This is a genomic window from Sphingomonas bacterium, assembly GCF_903643035.1.
GTDB lineage: Bacteria > Pseudomonadota > Alphaproteobacteria > Sphingomonadales > Sphingomonadaceae > Sphingomonas.
In genome coordinates, this window is the sequence record NZ_CAHJWW010000001.1 from 1 (window position 1) to 19,036 (window position 19,036).

Below are 19,036 nucleotides of genomic sequence, written 5' to 3' on the forward strand. Positions count from 1 at the left end.
CGCGGCGGCGCGCGCGGCCGACCGGCTGCTTGGCGTCGACCTGTCGTACCGCGGCCTCGCCGGCGCGGCGCGTATCGCCGAGCTGGTGCGGCGCGGTGACCTTGGCCGCATCTTCGCCGTCGACCTGACCTTCCACAACGCCTACGGCCCCGACAAGCCGTGGTTCTACGACCCCGCGCAGTCGGGCGGCGGCTGCGTCGCCGATCTCGGCGTCCACCTCGTCGACCTCGCGCTGTGGATCGTCGGCGGCGCGGCGAGCGGTCCGTTCAGCGCCACGCTCCGCCATCGCGGCACGGCGCTGACCCCGGGCGTCGTCGAGGACCATGCCATCGCCGAGTTCGTCCTCGACACCGGCGCGACCGTGCGCCTCGCCTGCTCGTGGCACCTCGACGCCGGGCGCGACGCGGTGATCGAGGCGGCGTTCTACGGCACCGCGGGCGCGGCGGCGCTGAAGAACGTCGGCGGCTCGTTCTACGACTTCATCGCCGAGCGCTTCGCCGGCACGGCGACCGAGGTCCTCGCCGCGCCGCCCGACGACTGGAGCGGGCGGATCGCCGCCGGCTGGGCGGTTCGCCTGGCCGCCGGGGCGCGCTTCGACCCCGCCGCATCCGACCTGATCGCTGTGGCTCATGTTCTCGACCGCATCTATGCCGCGGCCGGGAGGTGATCCTGCTCGATTGACCCCATCCACCGCTGCCGAGGACTGCCGCCATGTCGCTCAACATCTTGCCAGCCGTCGCCGCCGCGATCCTCGCCGCCACCGCCGCCGCCGCGCAGGACGCCTCGCGCGTCACGCCGATGACCCCCGACGTCGTCGCCGACTACGACCAGGTCCTGCCGTCGGCCGACTTCGTCCGGCGCGAGGCGATGGTGCCGATGCGCGACGGGACCAAGCTGTATACCGTCATGGTCATGAAGAAGGGCGCGACGAACGCACCCATCCTGCTGTCGCGCACGCCCTATGATGCTCATGGGTCGGTACACCGCACGGTCAGCCAGCGCGGCGTCGACGTCCTCGAGGCGATGGACGCCGAGTTCTTCACCGACGGCTATATCCGCGTCTACCAGGACATCCGCGGGCTGCACCGGTCGGAGGGACAGTATGTCGTCACCCGGCCGCTCGCCGGGCCGCTCAACCCGACCGGCATCGACGAATCGACCGACGCCTACGACACCATCGACTGGCTGGTGAAGAACGTGCCCGAGGCGAACGGCAAGGTCGGCGTCATCGGCTCGTCGTATCTCGGCTTCACCACGCTGATGGCCGAGATCAACCCCCACCCGGCACTGAAGGCCGCCGTACCCGAAAGCCCGATGGTCGACGGCTGGATGGGCGACGACTGGTTCCACAATGGCGCGTTCCGCGTCGACAGCTTCGGCTATGCCGTCGGACAGGGCTTCAACAAGGGGGCCGGCGGCGGCGAGCTCCCGGTCGGTGCCGGCGACGACTACACGCGCCTGCTCGCCGCCGGGTCGGCGGGCGAATTCGCGCGGTCGCTCGGCATCGCGGGCGTGCCCGGCGTCAGGAAGCTGCTCGAGAACCCGGCCTATACCGACTTCTGGTCGCTCCAGGCGGTCGACAAGTGGCTCGCCGCGCGGCCGCTGACCGTGCCGACGATGCTTGAGGTAGGGCAGTGGGACCAGGAGGACAGCTACGGCGCGCCCGCCGCCTATCGCGCGCTCGCGCCAAAGGCTTCGGCCCGCGTGCCGGTGACGCTCGTCATCGGTCCGTGGCGGCATTCGGGGGCGAACCATGGCGGCTACGATCTCGGTGCCTTGACCTTCGCCGGCGACACGGCGCACGAATGGCGGGTCCGCTGGATGAAGCCATTCCTCGATCATTGGCTGAAGGACGCGCCCGATCCGCACACGCCGGCGGCGGTGACCTATGCCACCGGCATCGATAAGTGGGAGGAGTTGTCCCGTTGGCCGATGGGGACGCCCAAGCCGCTCTACCTGACCGCGGGCGGCGGCGCGAGCTTCGTGCATCCGGCCGAAGCCGGCCACGACGACTATCAGAGCGATCCCGCCCACCCGGTGCCGTTCATTCCCCGCCCGATCGATGCCGGCGACCCGCTGCAGTGGAAGCCTTGGCTGGTCCGCGACCAGCGCTTCGTGTCCGACCGGCCGGATGTGGCGGTGTGGCAGACCGCGCCGCTCGACCACGCGGTGCACATCATGGGAGCCCCCGCGGTCGACCTGTTCGCCGCGACGACGGGCAGCGACAGCGACTGGGTCGCCAAGCTGGTCGACGTCTATCCCGACGACGTCCCCGAAGGCGCGGCGCAGGGCGGCAAGCCGTCGATGGCCGGCTACGAGCTGGCGGTCGGCATCGAGATCTTCCGCGGCCGCTACCGCACCAGCTTCGCCCAGCCCGAGGCGATCGTGCCGGGCCGGGTCGAGCGCTACCGCTGGACGCTGCCCAACGTCGACCACGTCTTCCTGCCGGGCCACCGGATCATGGTCCAGGTCCAGTCGAGCCTGTTCCCGCTCTACGACCGCAATCCGCAGACCTTCGTCGCCAACATCATGGACGCGCACGCCGGCGACTACCGCGCCGCGACGCAGAGCATCTGGCGCGGCGGCGCGGGCGCCAGCGCGGTGATCCTGCCGATCGTGCCGTGAGGACACGGCGGGGTGCCAGGACAGGCGACCCGCCGATTGTGCATACCCATGCAATCGGCTAAGTCGCCGGGCAACGTCGTGGCGAGGTCCGTCTGCTCACCGCCGTCCTGATCCCGGGCAACATGTGCGATCGGCGGCTGTGGTCGGGCGATGGTGAGCGACTGCAGCGGCAGCTGACGACGCTGGGGTTCGCGGTGCATCATGCGGATACGACCCGCGACGATACGATTGGCGGGATGGCCGCGACGCTGCTGCGCGAGAGCGAAGGTGCGCTCGTGCCGCTCGGCTTCCCGATGGGCGGCATCGTCGCCCTCGAAGCCGTCCGGCAGGCTCCCGCGCGCATCGCCGGCCTGGTGAAGGAGGCCGAGCAGCGGAGCACTCAACGGCGGCGCAGCGGACGCCAGGCTAATCCACGGCCGTTCTCGCAGCCTTGAGCCGGCCGTAGTCGGCGTACGGTCAGCCGGCGGGAGTCGAGCTAGGCATCGCGGGTGAGCAGGGCGACCAGTTCGGCCTGCCGCCGCGCGCCGGTCTTGCCGAACAGGCTGGCGAGCTGACCGCGGATCGTGCTAACGCTAACTCCGCGGGTCGTCGCCGCGGTGCGGAGCGACTGCCCCCTGATCAGCGCTTGGGCGAGCGACCGTTCGGCCGGCGTCAGGCCGAAGCCGTCCATCGCCGCCGCCAGACGCGCCGCCCCTCTTGCAACGGCGACGCGCACCAGGACGGCGGGTCCGTCGGCCGCCTCGACTGCCCACGGTAGGGCGAGCGGCAGGACGCAGGCCTGCGCCGTGTGGCTGCCGTCGGCGCCCTTCAGCTCGACCGCGCCGCTGCGCTTGTCGCCCGGTCGCGTCGCCACTTTAATCGCCGTCGCCAGCTCCGCGCCGGCGCGCGGCCCGACGGCGGCGAGCCGGGCGTCTGGCGCGTGCATCACCGTGCCGTTGGCGAGCAGCCGTTCGCCGGCGTCGTTGGCGTGGACGATGCGCCCGTCGCGGTCGAGGAGGAAGGTCGGCTCGGACGCGGCGCCGAGGGCGGCGCTTGTCGCGGCGGCGAACGCGGTTATCCCGCGGAAGCGCCGCCGCAGCGCAACCGCACGGCGCAGGTGCGGATAGGCGGGGGCGAGCGCGGCCTCGCTGTCGCGCTCAAACCTGCCGCGCCGCCGGTCGCGACCCAGGCTGATGTTGGTGACGACCTGGCCGCGACGGTCGAGCCGCAGGTAGAGGCCGTGCTCGGCGCCGAGCGGCCGGAGGAAGTCGTTGTAGTACTCGGTGCTCTCGAGTTCGACGCGGGCGAGGATGTCCTCGTCGCGGATCGCGGTCGGCCGCCACCGTGCGAGGTAGTCGGCGGGGTCGGCCATGCGGACCAGCGGGTTGATCGCGGAGTAGTAGGCCTCGAAATCAGCTGCCGCGCCGAGCCCCCTCTCACCATGGAAGATAGCGTCGCTCGCTCCGGTGACTACGTCGGCGGTCAGCAGCATGGCCTCGTCCGCCCCGGCCAAGCCGGCGACGTCGGCCAGCACCTGTCGCCACTGCGCCGGGTCGACAACGGCATCGTAGATGCGGTCGGTGAGGCGCTCAAGGTGCTCCGCGGACATCGCCCGAAGGTAGACGGACGGATGACGGGCGACAAGCTTAGCCCCGTGGCGTAGGCCGCGACGGTAGCGGTGCCCCGGCGCGAGAAGACTAAGGGTTAGCAAATTATGTGAGGCTTAGTTCATTTGAAGGATGTCGGGGCCTTCGCGCCGTGGCACCAGACACCTGCAATGCAACTAGCGGAATAAGGAACAGGGCATGTCGGTTTTCGGTAGGAGGTCAATGACGGCGGCGCTGGCGCTAGCAGTGAGCAGCGCGGCGCACGCGACGATTACCTACACCTTCGACAGCGACAACCAGGGTTGGACCTACGGCGATGTCGCGCAGGTCACCGCGGCGTCATTTGGTCCGGCACCATGGACAGGCGGCCGGCTGTCACTCGGCGACATGGCGAGCCAGACCGGCGTTTTCGCGCCGGCGGCGGTGCTCGGCGACCAGAGCGGCGCCTACGGCGGCTCGATTTCGTGGAAGGTCGCCGACGCGTTCAACGACGGCGTGCCGTATGCGGCGCTGATCCTCTACGGCGCGACGATGAACGCCTCGATCGACCTCGGGCCGCCGTCGACCGACGTCGACAACCTGACTAAGTACACGGTGACGTTGAACGAAAGCAATTTCCGCGCCTTCACCGGCGGCTTCAATTCGTCGGCAGCGCCGCTCACGGAGGCGCAGTTTCGATCGATCCTCGGCAACCTTCAGGGCATCGGCTTCAACACCGAATACAAAACTGGCGGCGACGACAGCCGCTTCGACGACGCCGTGTTCAACGGCTTCGGTTCGTCGACCGGCGCTGTGCCCGAGCCGTCGGTATGGGCTTTCATGATCTTCGGCTTTAGCCTAGTCGGCGCGCGGGCCCGCCGCGCCGGTGCGGCCACCTTCCTGGTCGCCTGAACCTTCGAACCACGGCGACCGAGCCGGGCAGGTCGGGTCAGTCCGGCGACGCGATGGTCGTCAACTGCGCGGCGAAGGCGCGCCGGTAGGCCGGACGCGCCTCGCCGCAGGCGACGTAGCCGGCGAGGTTCGGGAAGCCGTCGAGCAGCTGCGACGGTCGGAAGCGCAGGAGCAACGAGACCATCAGCAGGTCGCCGGCGGCGCACGCCCTGTCGAGCTAATCGGCATCGCTTAGCCGCCGCGACAGCCGATCGAGCCTTACGCGGGTGCGGTACGTGACCAGTGGCCGCCGGTCTGCCGCCCACGACCTGTCGGCTTCGAAGATGCGCGCCGCCCGCAGCTCGAGGACTGGCGGCTCGACGGCTTTCCCCAATTGCGGCCATTCACGGCCGCTTTCCTCCTTCCCCACTTCGGCCGCTCGTTCATCAATACCGTTGAGCTCGCAACATGAAGCACATGCGAAGCATACGATGCTCTCCCCTTATCGGGGATCGCTCAATCCGCGAACTTCGGTCGGCCTCCAAAACCGGCTGCCGTGCGCAGCGCGTCAGGATCGAGAAGCTTGCCATCGAGCATGACGACGCGGGTGTGGCGGAGGTCCCCAAGGTGCGCCTCGGGATCACCCGCGATGAGCGCCAGGTCGGCAGTTTTCCCCACGGCGATCGAGCCAGTGTGCGCCTCCTGCCCGACGAGGCGGGCCGGCACAATCGTCGCGGCGGCCAGCGCCTCCGCCGGCGAGAAGTCCGCAGTTTGGTAGATTTCAAGTTCGCGGACGATTTCGATGCCGCTGCCGTCGGTGCCGGCGACGATGGGCACCCCGGCCTTGTGCATAGCACCGAGCAGTTCGACCATCTTCGCCCACGAGCGACGGTAGTCCGCACGTGTCAGATCCGGTGGCACCTGAAAGCCGCCGGTCCTGAACCCGCGCTCGACCGCCGGCGGTAGGGTGCCGACGAACGGCGCGTAGGCCGGCGACAGCTCACCATTGTCGGGATAGTAGAGCCCCTCGAACGCGACCATGGTCGGATCGGAGTAGATGTGCTTCGCCGCCATCGTCGCCACCAATTTGCCGATCGGCGAGGCCGGGCCGATGTCGGTGTCCTTCATGTAGCGGCCGGGTGCCTCGAACCGGCCGATGCCGTTGTCCGTCGGCAGTACGCTCGCAGGCATACCCTCCATGGCAATCCAATTTATGTGGGTGACCTCGTCGTAGCCGTCGGCCACCGCCTCGCTCGTCCGGATGCCGTGCGGGATGTGGCCGTGGACGTGGAGGCCCTGTTTGTGCGCCTCGGCAATCGCTGCGGGCAGCCAGGCAGCGTCGAATGTCCCGTAGAACTTGACCCCGGTGAAGGCATTCGTCTTTGCCCGGTCGACCAGAGCGATCGCTTCGGCCTGGCTCGACGCTACGTTGGCCACCTGTGCCGTCAGCTTGCCCTTGCCGTCGATCAGCAACGAAGGATAGACGTGGGGAAAGAGCAGATCGCCCGCCGCTGCGCGCGTCCGCCGATCGATCGTCTTCAGGTCATCGTTACCAGGGTCGCGGACGCTGGTTACGCCGAGCGAGAGTTCCTGCGGACCGGTATAGTCGTCGCCGACGTGCATGTGGCAGTCCCACAGCCCAGGGACGAGGGTCATACCGGCACCGGCGATCACTTGCGCGCCGGCCGGCACCTTGATCGCAGCGGCCGGACCGACGGCGACGATCGTGCCATGGTCGACGACGACGGTCTGGTCGGTGCGGAAGGTGAGCGCGTCGGCGTCGAAGGTCTTGACGTGGGTAAACGCGACTGCGCCGGCGGGCACCTTCGTCAGGCTATGCGCGATCTTCGGTGCCTCCTTGGCCAGTGCGTCGGTCTGCGCCTTCTCCAGCTTCACCTGCTCGTCGGCGTAAGCGGCGGGTAGGAAACCAAGGCCGAAGGTCGCGGCAAAGGCTTTTCCGTCTGGCGTCGCCCAGATTGGGAAGGGCGTGTTGCCAATACCGGTCAGAACCCAGAGGTCGACCGTCCTTGCCGTCGCGCCCGTGCCGACGGTCAGGCTGTCGAGCTTGCGCGCCTGCGCCGTGCCGCCTGGCAGCAGCGCCAAGCGGTGCTCCGGGGCGGCGATCAGCGCCTCAACGAACCATAGGTTGGGCGAGAACAGTGCTCCCTGCGCCGTGTAGAAAGCCTTGCCAGCAAAGGTCGCGCTGCCGCCGTCGATCGGGCTCTTCCACGTCGCAGTGCCATCCGCGGTCCGGAAGGTTTCGGCGGCGTCGCCCGTCGGTGCGATGCCGCGGATGGTCATGGCCGTCGGAATGCCGTTCGCGCCGGAGGTGAGGCTGACATCGTCCTCCCACACCTGGCCGCGCAGGTTCATGCTCTCGCGCGCCATCTTCGTGCCGTCGGCGGCAGTCCAAACATACGCGTCGCCGTGCTTACCGCCGGTCGACTCGATGACGAAGTGCTGCGCGTCAGACGGCGGCCGGGCGAGATCGGCGACCGGTGTCTGAGCGACGGCTGTGGTAGCAAGCAAGCCGGCGAAGAGCGTAGGCAACTTGGTCATGCGGTGGCACCCCTCTAGTGTGCCAGTCAGATAGCACACCTGTTCGACACAACAAGCACCAGCCGACAGTGTCCGCCAGATCGGTCGGTCCGCTTGGCTACGCGCCCAACCCGAGACGCTGTCGGCACGACCCCACAAGGCGACGTTCGCAGCCCATTATGAACTCCCTAACTCCGGCCGTCCGTTCAGATTGGAACACCGGGGAGATTAGGTAAGCATCAGTGCTTCCGCCGGGCCCCTGTGTTGGCGAGAAAAAATGTCTTCGGCCCTGTGATGAATTGACGTCCCCCCTGTTTTCTCCGCCAGTTTGAAGGTGGGTTTTCCGGCATTGTGAGCCAGCGAGAGGAGGAGCATGCCGTGAAGAAGTCGAGGTACACGGAGGAGCAGATCGCGTTCGCGCTGAAGCAGGCGGAGACGGGCACGCCGGTGGCGGAGGTGATCCGCCGGATGGGGATCTCGGAGCAGACCTTCTACCGCTGGAAGAAGGTGTATGGCGGGCTGGGCGTCGGCGAGTTGCGGCGGGTGAAGCAGCTCGAGGACGAGAACCGGAAGCTGAAGCAGCTGGTCGCGGACCTGAGCCTGGACAAGCATATCCTGCAAGACGTACTCGCAAAAAAGCTCTGACGCCTGGGCGGCGGCGCGAGCTCGTCGCGCACGTCCAGGCGTCCCATGGCGTCAGCGAGCGGCGCGGCTGTCTCGCGCTCGGCGTCGACCGCTCGTCGGTGCGGTACGTGTCGCACAAGCCAGATCAGGCGCCGCTCAGGCTGCGCATCCACGATCTGGCGGCGGCACGGATGCGCTACGGCTACTTCAGGATCTACATCTTGCTGCGCAGGGAAGGATGGCTCGTGAACCACAAGCGCTCTACCGGCTGTACCGGGAAGATGGACTGAGCCTGCGGCTCAGGCGTCCTCGTCGGAACGTCAGCGCTGCCAACCGCGAGCGGCAGCCTGCGGCCTCGGCCGCCAACGAGATGTGGTCGATGGATTTCGTCTCGGACGCCTTGTTCGACGGCCGGCGGCTGCGGGCGTTGACGGTGGTCGATGCCTTCACCCGTGAGGCGCTAGCGATCGACGTCGACCAGGGCATCAAGGGCGAGCAGGTGGCGGCGGCGATGACGCGGATCGCATCGCTGCGCGGTGCACCCAAGACCATCCGCGTTGACAACGGTCCCGAGTTCATCTCGAAGGTGCTCGACCGCTGGGCTTACGAGAACGGCGTCACACTCGACTTCAGCCGTCCCGGCAAGCCGACCGACAATGCGTTCGTGGAGTCGTTCAACGGCCGCCTGCGCGACGAATGCCTCAACGCTCACTGGTTCCTGTCGCTGGCGGATGCCCGGGCGAAGATCGAAGCCTGGCGGCGGGACTACAACGAAAGGCGTCCTCACACATCCCTTGGCTGGCTGACGCCGGTCGAATATGCTGCTGCCGCGGCCAAGATCGCCGCCGAATGAACGCCGGATGCTCACCCTCAGGCTGGATGAGAAACCGGGGGACCCTCATGAAGTCCGGATGCTCACCTTCAAACTGGAGGAAATTCCGGGGGACCCTCTGCCAACCCCGGACTCCAGTTATGACTGGTAAAGAAGGGGGGACCACGTCAGTGGCAGCGGTGGATTGTCTCTGCAGAAAAGTAGGGGCCGCAGCGACGCGCCGCGCCGCGAGTCCTTGGGCGGTCCTCTTGGTTCAGTAGAGCATCAGCCCGTCAGGTCGTCAGGCGTCCAACCTCTCCAACCAATTTGTAAAAATCTCCCTCCGGCAAGGCAAGAGCCCCTTCGAACGGGAAGTCGAGCATCCGAACCATCACCAAAGCCGCGGCGGTACTCCCCGCTGCGGCAGCTGCCAGAAACATATGGCTGCGAATTTCCGTCCCAGCGAGCAGCAAGAAGCCGTCAAGTACCAAGGCCATGCCAATGAGGACGATCCATATCATCAGCGGGAGGCCGGCAGTAATCTGGAACGTCCGCGTCTCGCGGAAGCCGTGAGCCTCGATCAATTGACCGAGGAGTTGGCTGCGGATCGCCAGGTCGGCAGGCTGCGCGGGCGCGAGCCGTGCGGCGCGATCAAGCGCCACCCGGAAGGCTTCTGCTGCTTCAGCGCTACGCTGCCGCTTCGCCATCAACGGCCATTCGACGGCTATTACGGTCTTTCCGTAACTGAGGATAGCCTCGTTGACCCCCCGGCCGGTGTCGCGCGGAAGCGCGCTTGCCAGCATGGCGGCGCCGTGCAGGGCACCGCATTCGTGGCTGATGGCTTGAGCAGCGATGTTATATTCGCTCCACACCTCGCTGAACACAAACGATAGCAACACCGAGAACATGATGCCGACCTGTTGGAAGACCGGAGCGCCAAACGCCTGTCGTTGTCGCTGGCGTTCGGCTCCGATAGATTTACTGATAAGATAGCTGCTCGCGCCGGCCATCGCTGCCGCGAGCAACACCACCAGCCCGGCAGCCCAGTAGCTCATCGATCAACCTTACACCCCAGAAGCGACACCTCGTCCGCTGGAGCCGGGTCTACCCGAATTAGTCGAAGATCGCCATCAGGTTGATTGAAGTAGACAAGTACCAACAGGATGGTCGTGTAAAACCGAAACGCCGACTCCTGGCCGTTCCAGACCGTCGACTGCCACATCAGGAACCACTCCCCGCCGATCGTCATGATCGCGAGTTGCCCCGCTCGCAGAGAGTCGGTCGCGCAGAGCGACGTCAGAAGCGGTGCGGCTATCGCTATGCCGCGCCTCAGCTTCCTCAGCACGCCGAACTGCGCCCGCGACAGTGTACGCGAAGGCAGCGCCCAGCTCACGGTGCGCACCGGTCGATCTGATGGGTGCGGGAGAGCATCATAAGAACGCTAGCCTGCAGCCCAGCGTAATGTGCCCGCGAGGCCCGGCCAACGGATCTGAACGTCTCCCTAGTGCTCGGAATACACCCCTCCCCCACCCTCGTAGCGGATGCCGCTTCCGGTCGGCTGCTGGACCATGGCGATCCGCTCGTCACGCCGCTGTACGACGACGGTCGAGGGCTCGGTTGCGAAGTAGTTGATGCTGAAGCCACGCGGCGGATCGCCTGCGCAACGTAGGCCGATCGGCGGTCGCGCCGGCGGCCAGCCCGACGCCGCGGCAACGACGGCGATGCGCAGCGCATAACGCTCGGCGAGGCATTGCCTCGTGTCGCCGGTGTCGAGACAGTCGCGACGGTGCTCGCGCCAGGCAGTCTGTGCGGCCACGACGCGCGCGGATTTGGCGGCCGTCATCTGCGCAGCGTGGCCAACGACATCACCGAGCTGGCGGTCAAGCTGACCGAGATGCGCGTCGCTACCTACTGGCTGATCTACGGCGTCCCCTTTCGCCAAGGCCATTCCACTAGCAAGCGACACGACCAGCAGGCTGGCGAGCCGGGCGAGGTGATGTGGCGCTGCAGCCTGCTGAGCGACGTTCATGCTTCGCTGGCCGCTATTCTCTCGCGACCGCGGCGCAACGTGCCGCCGATCATGCCAAACCCGCCAACCAGAAGCGCCCAGATGGCGGGCTCGGGCACTGGCGAAGGCGACCGAACGCCGGCGAGCGCCTGTTCGATGCCTTTTGCGATAAGAGCATGCACCTGCTTGGTCGGGTGGACGTCGTTCCAATAGGCGAAATGGCCGATGTTCGCCGCGCCCGCACCGCACGCCGCAGTTGTCGCCGCGCTGAATGGCGCATTGGTATAGCAGAAATCGGCTGTGTCAGTGATGCCGAAGCGGGCGGCGTTCGCCAGGATCGCCTTCTCATAGGTGAACAGGTTGAAAGAGACGAGGTTGACGCCGCTCACGGTCGCCAACCCGCTCGCCAGATCCTGATTGTACAGCGTCGTCAAAGTGCTCGCCTCGCCAGCGAGATCGGGATGTTCCTGGGCGAACAGCGGAATGCTTCCGACGTCGGGAACGTTGACGACGAGAAAGTTGCGGGCGCCCGCTGCCTTCAGCTGCGTGATGGCGTTGAGCTCAGACGAAACTGCCGCCGTAATCGCCGGCTCGTCGGTCATGGTCATCGTCGCGTGGGTGACGTCGTTGCCGCCGATGAACAGCGTGTAGAGCGCGCCGGTGTCGGCGGTTCCGCCGCTTTGCGCGAGGTACGCCGAAATCTGCTGCGGCAGGTTGATGTCGGCGATCCCGCCGACGGCGCTCGCTTGCGCGGTGGCACCGCCAACGGCGTAGCTCGTTCCCGTCAACGGGTTCGTTGGCGTCGGGCTGCTCAGCCAGAGCGACGGATCGTCAGCGAGACCATAAGCTGCAGCGACCCGCGCGATGGCCACGTCTCCATTGGTGAAGCTGTTGTGATAACTCGGCGGGTTAGGAAAGGATGTGCCGAATGCGTCGGCAAGATTGCCGCGATCGGACAGGCTGTCGCCGAACACGTATAAGGCGTCATAAGGCGCGGCAGCGGCCAAGGCCGGCAGCGCGAGCAGCGCCGCGGTGACCAGAGTGAGTGTTAGCCGAGGCATTGTCGGTTCCTTCAGGGAGGTCGCAGCCGGCACGGAAACGCCGGCTGCGTGGATGTTGATGGATTACCGCTCGTGGCGGTTGGCGGCACTGGCGGCTTGACGCATCTCGTCGCTGGCCTGGCGGAGCAGTTCCTTGGCCCGCCCGGCGTGGCCGCCGAGATCAAACTCGTTGTCCTGCTGGGCGACGGTCAGCCGGTCGAACGCCTGCCGAACGAGATCCTGCGCGGCGGCGAGGTTGCCATGGCGCGAGCGGCTGATGTTCTCCGCCGGTTCCTGAGCCCGGACGGCACCGGTGCCGAGCAGGCTCAGCGCGACGGCCGAGAAAAGGATGGTCTTGTTCATAGCGTCTCTCCTTGGTTGAACGGTCGTGATCAGAAGCGGAAGGCGAGGCGGGCGACGCCGGCCTGAACGACGTAGCCCTGCCCGACCTCGGGCTGGTAGCGGAGGCTGAGGTCCACCCGCGAGCTGGTGGCGATGTCGACGCCGACGGCGAATCTGCCCAGCCGTGACGGCGCCGGGGTCAGGACGTTGAACGTCGGCCCACCTGAGACATCGGCGAAGCTGACCGTGCTCCGCCAGTCGTTGTGGTTGAGGACGTCATACCGGCCGCCGACGAACAGTCGTGCCGTGGCTTGGCCCGCAAGTTTGACCTGCGTGCCGAGCTCGAGCCCGACGCCGCCGGCAAGCGCGGTCTCACTTTCGGCGCGGACGACAAGGTCGAACGGCGTCGCGCCGGTCTCGACGAAGGCACTGCTACGGACGTGGACCGCATCGAAGCTGGCGAACGGCTTGACGTAGGCGGCCCTGCCGAGCGGCAGCTCATAGGCGAGCTTGAGATGCCCGCCGACCTGCCACGCATCGGGCGTCGCGAGTGCCGTCCCGCCGACCCCTCCGGCCTCGGCAAGGCGCCGAGTGGTGTACCAGCTATAGGCACCGTCGACCGTTACCGCCGCCCGCAGCGCACCGCGGTGGTAGCGCAGCTGCGCCCCGGCCATGACGCTGTCGCCGGTGATCTTGCCGTCGTCATCGCGACCATTGAACTGGCTCGTCTCGTACGCCGCAGCCGCGCCAAGGTACCAGTCGTCGCCGACCTGGCGCTGGAGCCCGAGCTGGAACGCCGCCTCAGTGCCGTCGTAGCCAAGCGCATCGACCGTCGTGTTCTGGCTGATCGAGCCGCCGGCGATCCTCGCCCAGCCGCAACTCTCGACGTCGTCGGCATCGCCACGGCGATCGAACGAGGCGCAGCCATTGTCGATGCTATCGATGAAATTATGGCTGCTGGCGAAACGCGCCGCGCCGATCAAGCCGAGCGCCTGACCGGACAGCGCATTGAGCGCCCGCGAGTAGGCGGCGGCATCGTTGACCTTCAACAGTGCGTTGAACGCGTTGTCAAAGCTCGTGCCGCCATCGAACAGCGCCTGGAGGTTCCCGGCGACCGCAGTGCGGTTGCCGCCCAACCCGGCCGCCACGGCAGCAAAGCGAGCCTGCGGCTGAATGACGACGGTGTTAGCCACCACTTTCGGCGTGAAGTCGAAGAGCTGGCTCGCATCGACCGACATCAGCGCCGGATCGAGCGTCACCCCGCCGGTAGCCGTCAGCACCGTCACGGCCCGGTTGGCGACACGGCTCGGATGAACCTCGATGACGCCGGTGATCGTGGCCTTGCCGCTGACCTGAAGCAGATCGCCAGTGCCCGCGACATGATCAGTGTCTACGACCAGCCGGCCGGTGCCGGTGCTGACCAGGTTACCGGTCAGAGCCACGGTCCTGATGCCAGAGCCGCCGACGTCCAGCGTCCCGGCATTTGTCAACGTGCCTCCATTGAGGGCGACATTGGACAACGGAACATAGGTTGCCCCAGGCTCATTGATGAAGTTGCCGCCGATGTTAGTGTTGCCGGTGGCGATGCCGTAGTTGAGAACCTGGAGCGAGCTGTTGTCGGCGTAGAAGGCATAGCCATCGGTCGGCTCATGCGTATTGACCACGCCGTAATTGGTCGCGGTATTTCCGGCACCGCCGTTGCGGACATAGACGGCCGAGGCGATCGCACCGAAAGCGCTGCCGCCGAACACCGCAGCAGCACAGACTTTCGAGCTGTCGGTGCAGATGTTGTTTACGTCGCCGATGGAGATGGTGATGTTGCTGCCTGAGCCGACGCCGCCGTTCGTCGCACCGCCGGCCGATTGCGCGAAGATACCCGCCGACGCGCTGCCCTTCGCATCGACGCCGCCCCGGACATTCACGGTGACGAGCCCGCCAATGCCGGTGCCTCCGGCCGAACCAATGTAGGCATTATCGTTATTGGTAATCCAGCCGCCACCACCGCCAACCGACTGCGCGATGATCCCGGGCGCGTTGCCACCGCTCGTTCTGATGGTGGCACCAGCGTTGACCGTCACGCTGATGTCAGTGCCGTTGCCAGCATACTGACTCGCGTTCGATGCCCTGCCTATCTGCGCGAGCTGCATGGTGTGGCCGATGTCGCCGGCAATGCCGCCCGAGCCACCAACTGACTGGGCGAAGACGCCGACACCACCGGCGCCGGACGTGGTGATGTTGTCGCCGACCGTGACGTTGGCGCTGACGCCGATTCCGACGTTGCCCTGTTTGTTCTGAGCACCGAGGAAGTCCGACGCGGCGCTGCCCATGGGCTTGCCGCCGAGCGCGAGACCGCCGCCGCCCGACACGGCCTGCGCCAGAATAGCGATGCCGTCGTCGCCCTTGGTGACGATGGTGCCGCCCGACGTGGTCGTCACCGTCGCCGATCCGGCGTCGCCGCTGACCAGCTGATTGTTCGAGCCAAGCTGGACCTTGACGTCGAAGTTCTTCTGACTTGAGGAGCTGCTGCCCGACACGGTGGTGCCGTTGGCTGTGTCGAGGTCACTTGCCAGCGTCTTGACGATGCCGCCGCCGCCCGAGATCGACTGGGCAATGATGCCATAGGAGTCGTGACCACGCGTCTCGATCGGGCCGCTGCTCGTCACGGCCGCGGCCTCTGAGATGCTGTTAGCCTTGGTGCTCGAGCCGCCGAGCGTTGCGGTCACCGCCACCTTCTTATCCGAGCCGCTGCCGGCGACCGTCACCGATGAGGTGCCGCCGATACCGCCACCGCCGCCGATCGACTGCGCGACGATGCCCGACGACATCGCGCCCACGGTATAGACCGTACCATAGTTGTTAACCGTCGGCTGCCCACCGTTGTTGGCGTTCACGTTGCTGTTGTTACCGCCGTTGCCGCCGACGCCGATCGCGCCCGAAATGTCGCCGCTGCTCGCCGTTGTGGCGTTGCCGCCCTTGCCGCCGCCGCCGCCAATCGACTGTGCGACGATCGCGTCGGAGTCCTTCCCCATCGTCGCGACCGCCCCGCTCGCCTGGTTGGTGACGGTGATAGTGCCCGCCGCACCGCCGTTGCCGCCGTTGCCGCCGACGCCGACGCCGATCGAGACCGACTTGGCATTGTTGTCGTCGCTGTCCTTGCCGCCGCTGCCGGCGGTGTTGTCGACGGCGTCGGCGGGGTCGCCGTCGTCGCCGACGCGAGCCTGGAAGGTGCTGTTGGCGAGCAGTCCGTTGATCGTGCCAATGGCACCGTGCGTGGCGTCGCCCAGATAGTTGTAGTCGCCGATCGCAGCGCCGCCCTTGGCGGTGTAGTTTGCCTCGATCGCACCGATCGTGGTCGTGACGCCGCTGGCGTCGCCGTTGCCGCCAGCCTTGTCCGATTTGCCACCGCTGAGGCTGGTGCCCGCCTTGCCACCGCTGCCGCCGCCGCCGCCGATCGACTGCGCGAGGATGCCGCTGGCGTCGGCACCGTAGGTGACGATGGTCCCGCTGTTGGTCACGTTGACCTGGCCGGTATAATAGGTCGAACCGCCGTTGCCGCCAGTGCCACCGACCCGGAGGTCGAACTGGATATCGCCTTTGGTCGATGCCGCGCCGCCGCCGGCGTTGCCGCCGCCGCCGCCGATCGTCTGGGCGAGGATGCCGTGCGCGCTGTCGCCGAGCGTGATGATCGCGCCGGTATTCATTGCCGTCACACCGTAGCCATCGCCAGCGCCCCCGCCCGTGCCGCCGCTGCCGACGGCGAACGCCAGATTCTTGCCTGACGGCTTGTTGTCGGAAGCGTTATCGCCCTCGTTGACACTCGAACTGCTCTCGCTCTTAGCGTCGCCTGCACCGCCGTTGCCGCCGCCACCGCCGATCGATTGTACGAGCATACCGGTGGCCGAACCGCCCGTGGTCAAGACCAACCCGTGGTTGACCACCTCGACGTTGCCGCCGTTCCCGGCCGCGCCGCCCGAGCCGCCGAAAGCCAGCGAGACGGCGAGGCCGCCATTACCGCCGGTGGCGCTTGCCGCCGCCGAGGCGTCCCCGGCATTGCCGCCGCCGCCGCCGATCCCCTGTGCGACGAGGCCAGCCGAGCCGGCGCCGATGGTCGCGACCAGCCCCGAGCTTTGCAGGTAGACGTTGCTGGCCGAGCCGGCGATCCCACCCGAGCCCCCGGTGGCCATCGCCAGCGACTGGCTGGGAAAGTCGCCGTTGCCCTTGACGACACTCTTGGCAGTCGAGGCGCCGCCGTTGCCGCCGCCGCCGCCGATCGACTGCGCGACGATGCCGTAGCTGTCGCTGTCGAAGGTCTCGATCTGGCTGTCGGGCGCATTATTCTCGGTGTGCGCGGCATTGACCGTGCCACCATTACCACCAGCACCGCCGCTGCCGCCGACGCTGATCGCGGCACCGTAGAATACCGACGAAACTGAACCATAAGCGGCGCCGCCGTCGCCGCCGCCGCCGCCGATCGACTGGATCTCAATGCCGGGAGAGTGCTTGTTGATCGTCTGGATCTGGCTTTTGCCGAGCATGGCCGCGTTGGCATCGGCCGCCGTCCCGCCGCCGCCGCCGGTGCCGCCGACGGTCAGATTGACGATATAACCACTGCCGCTGGCGTCGCCGCCCTTGCCGCCACCGCCGCCGATCGACTGTGCAATGACCGCCCCCGAATTAAAGCCGAACGTCGCCACGAAGGAATCGGTCAGCGCGACGCTGACCTGCTTGCCGTCGGACGCGGCGCCGCCGCTGCCGCCGACCGCGAGCCAGCCGTTCGAGTCAGGCCCGACGCCACCGCCACCGCCGATCGACTGTGCTATCAGGCCCGAAGAATTGTCGCTTATGGTGTTATTGCTCCTCGTGACGATGTGAGCGCCGGTTCCAGTGACGGTGACGGTGTTTGCTGAACCGCCAGAGTTGCCCGATCCACTGGTCGGATTAAACCAGGCGGCAGACGTCCCACCGTTGCCACCCGTTCCGCCCAACGACTGGATGAGTACGCCGTAAGTATTCGCGGCGCCACTCGTGCTGACGTTACCATCGATCTCGGCGGTGACCGTGCCTGCGGCGCCGCCTGTACCGCCGCTGCCCGAGCTATTGCTGATACCTCCGACGCCGCCACGTCCGCCCACGGACGCCACATAAAATGCCGCGCCAGCCTCTGACGCAATCGCGATGCCGCTAGAAGCGAGCGTAGCTCTGACGTTGCCACCAGCTCCCGCCTTGCCGCCGTTACCGCCGCTTCGATCGCAGCAGTCGTCCGAGTCGCCTCCGGTGCCGCCGTCACCGCCGATCGAGGCGATAAATGCGCCAAAGGTCTGGCCTGCCACTGTTCCCTTCACAGTAACGTCGACGGTATTACCGGCACCGGCTGTGCAGGTCTGATCGTTGGGGCTGCCGCCGCAGCCGTCCACTCCTTGCGGTGATTTATCCGACTTTTTCGCGTCATCGCTGGAGCTGCCGCCGCCGCCAAGGCCGCCGTTGGAGGTCACGAAGAGTCCTGCGCCGGCGTCGGATACCCACTTGCCGTCGATCGTGGCAGTCACCGTACCGCCGTTGCCACCCATGCCGGGATGGCCATTGCCGCCTTGCCCCACATTGTAGCTGGCAATGCCGGCGTCGCCGCCCGCTCCGCCCAGCGAAATCAGCGTCAGGCCACTCGTCCGCGGACCGCCGTTCATATAGGTTGCTTCGCCCGAAAGCGCCGAGCCGACTGTCATATTGATGTTGCCGCCGGTCTGGCCAGGCTGACCCCAGCCTCCGTCCAGATTGATAATGATGCTTCCTGCCGGGTCCGAGTTGCTGCCGTTGCCGCCCTTGCCGCCGACCGTCACCGCGTTGATCGGCGATGTCGTGCCGCTGCTTCCCAATGTCCGTGGACTCTCGAGGTCGGCGGTAACGTTGCCCCCCGGGTTGCCGGTTGTGCCAGGGTGACCGTTTTCGTGGAAGGTTGCGCCGGGGCCATCGGCACCATTCACGATGGGGGTCGAGAAGTCGCAGGCCGGCCCGACCATGTTGCACGCTGCGCCGGTGTCCTGAGCGTGTCCGGACGTTCCGGTCAGCAAGGCCAGAGTTATGACGACGCCGGACAGCGCGGACGTTGTGCGCAGCCGAACTACGAGAACATTTCTGCAATTCATGGCACTTTCCCCCTTGATCGTGACACCGTGACTCGTCCCGAGGCACGGGTTACGGTGTCCTGCTCGACTTCTTGCGGTGGTAACTCGGCATTTACCGCGGACCTGCAGTCGGCTAATTACTCACTGGCACCCGGAGCGGTCTTTCCGCGAACGCGGCGATTCTTTGTCGCCTTCGTGGATTTCAGAACTGCCCGCCGCGCGGCCCAAGTGTCGAGCAGTCGCGCAATCAGCCTGGAAATCGCTTCCGCTTCGCTGCTGGTGTCGGGGTCAAACAGCGCTTCGAGGCCGCTCCGCGGGAGTCCTGCTTCCGCTGCTAAAACGCCGAGGCCCCGCGCACTCGCGACTGCCCCCAACGCACGGAGCATAGCCGGGTGACTCCGGGACCGCAGCGCGTCTTCGAGGCACAGTTCCTGAGACAATTCGTCCGACAGGAACCCGGCACCCGCTGGCTT

General features: G+C 66.9%; 13 protein-coding genes and 1 pseudogene. 5 read left to right on the forward strand and 9 right to left on the reverse strand.

Annotated features, from left to right (window positions below):
• From HUV01_RS00005 to HUV01_RS00015, 3 genes are all read left to right on the forward strand, one after another.
• The coding region (locus tag HUV01_RS00005; RefSeq protein ID WP_174296277.1) for a Gfo/Idh/MocA family protein at window positions 1–667 on the forward strand (667 nt) is incomplete at its 5' end.
• Window positions 668–711: 44 nt separating this feature from the next.
• Window positions 712–2,625, forward strand: coding sequence for a CocE/NonD family hydrolase (locus HUV01_RS00010; protein WP_174296278.1), 1,914 nt, complete (start codon window positions 712–714; stop codon window positions 2,623–2,625).
• A gap of 122 nt (window positions 2,626–2,747) precedes the next feature.
• Complete coding sequence (locus HUV01_RS00015) at window positions 2,748–3,059, forward strand: hypothetical protein (protein WP_174296279.1); 312 nt, start codon at window positions 2,748–2,750, stop codon at window positions 3,057–3,059.
• Window positions 3,060–3,100: 41 nt separating this feature from the next.
• On the opposite strand, the gene HUV01_RS00020 is transcribed toward HUV01_RS00015, so the two are convergent.
• Window positions 3,101–4,213 (reverse strand): helix-turn-helix transcriptional regulator, encoded by a 1,113-nt coding sequence (locus HUV01_RS00020; protein ID WP_174296280.1) that lies wholly within the window; start codon window positions 4,211–4,213, stop codon window positions 3,101–3,103.
• Window positions 4,214–4,433: 220 nt separating this feature from the next.
• Here HUV01_RS00020 and HUV01_RS00025 point away from each other — a divergent pair, with 220 nt between their 5' ends.
• On the forward strand, window positions 4,434–5,102 hold the full coding sequence (locus HUV01_RS00025; RefSeq protein WP_174296281.1) for a laminin B domain-containing protein: 669 nt from the start codon (window positions 4,434–4,436) through the stop codon (window positions 5,100–5,102).
• Between the two features lie 37 nt (window positions 5,103–5,139).
• Here HUV01_RS00025 and HUV01_RS14850 read toward each other — a convergent pair whose 3' ends face one another.
• Entirely contained in the window at window positions 5,140–5,286 is a 147-nt protein-coding gene (locus HUV01_RS14850) for a hypothetical protein (RefSeq protein ID WP_217430848.1), read from the reverse strand.
• A gap of 311 nt (window positions 5,287–5,597) precedes the next feature.
• Entirely contained in the window at window positions 5,598–7,640 is a 2,043-nt protein-coding gene (locus HUV01_RS00035; RefSeq protein ID WP_174296282.1) for an amidohydrolase family protein, read from the reverse strand.
• Window positions 7,641–7,997: 357 nt separating this feature from the next.
• Here HUV01_RS00035 and HUV01_RS00040 point away from each other — a divergent pair.
• A pseudogene (locus tag HUV01_RS00040) lies at window positions 7,998–9,096 on the forward strand (IS3 family transposase).
• A gap of 251 nt (window positions 9,097–9,347) precedes the next feature.
• On the opposite strand, the gene HUV01_RS00045 reads toward HUV01_RS00040, so the two are convergent.
• The 6 genes from HUV01_RS00045 to HUV01_RS00070 form a co-directional block, all read right to left on the reverse strand.
• The gene (locus tag HUV01_RS00045) at window positions 9,348–10,109 is read right to left on the reverse strand and encodes a DUF4239 domain-containing protein (protein ID WP_174296283.1); all 762 of its coding nucleotides are present in this window, start codon (window positions 10,107–10,109) and stop codon (window positions 9,348–9,350) included.
• Window positions 10,106–10,456 carry a DUF2165 family protein gene (locus HUV01_RS14855; protein ID WP_217430849.1) on the reverse strand — a complete coding sequence of 117 codons (351 nt, stop codon included), beginning with the start codon at window positions 10,454–10,456 and terminating at the stop codon, window positions 10,106–10,108. Before HUV01_RS14855 ends, HUV01_RS00045 begins: the two co-directional genes overlap by 4 nt.
• A gap of 99 nt (window positions 10,457–10,555) precedes the next feature.
• Entirely contained in the window at window positions 10,556–11,083 is a 528-nt protein-coding gene (locus HUV01_RS00055; RefSeq protein ID WP_174296284.1) for an MliC family protein, read from the reverse strand.
• The gene (locus HUV01_RS00060; RefSeq protein WP_174296285.1) at window positions 11,080–12,123 is read right to left on the reverse strand and encodes an SGNH/GDSL hydrolase family protein; all 1,044 of its coding nucleotides are present in this window, start codon (window positions 12,121–12,123) and stop codon (window positions 11,080–11,082) included. The genes HUV01_RS00055 and HUV01_RS00060 overlap by 4 nt, the downstream gene beginning before the upstream one ends.
• A gap of 63 nt (window positions 12,124–12,186) precedes the next feature.
• On the reverse strand, window positions 12,187–12,465 hold the full coding sequence (locus tag HUV01_RS00065; RefSeq protein WP_174296286.1) for a hypothetical protein: 279 nt from the start codon (window positions 12,463–12,465) through the stop codon (window positions 12,187–12,189).
• A gap of 29 nt (window positions 12,466–12,494) precedes the next feature.
• Entirely contained in the window at window positions 12,495–18,509 is a 6,015-nt protein-coding gene (locus HUV01_RS00070; RefSeq protein ID WP_217430850.1) for an autotransporter outer membrane beta-barrel domain-containing protein, read from the reverse strand.
• Between the last annotated feature and the right edge of the window lie 527 nt (window positions 18,510–19,036).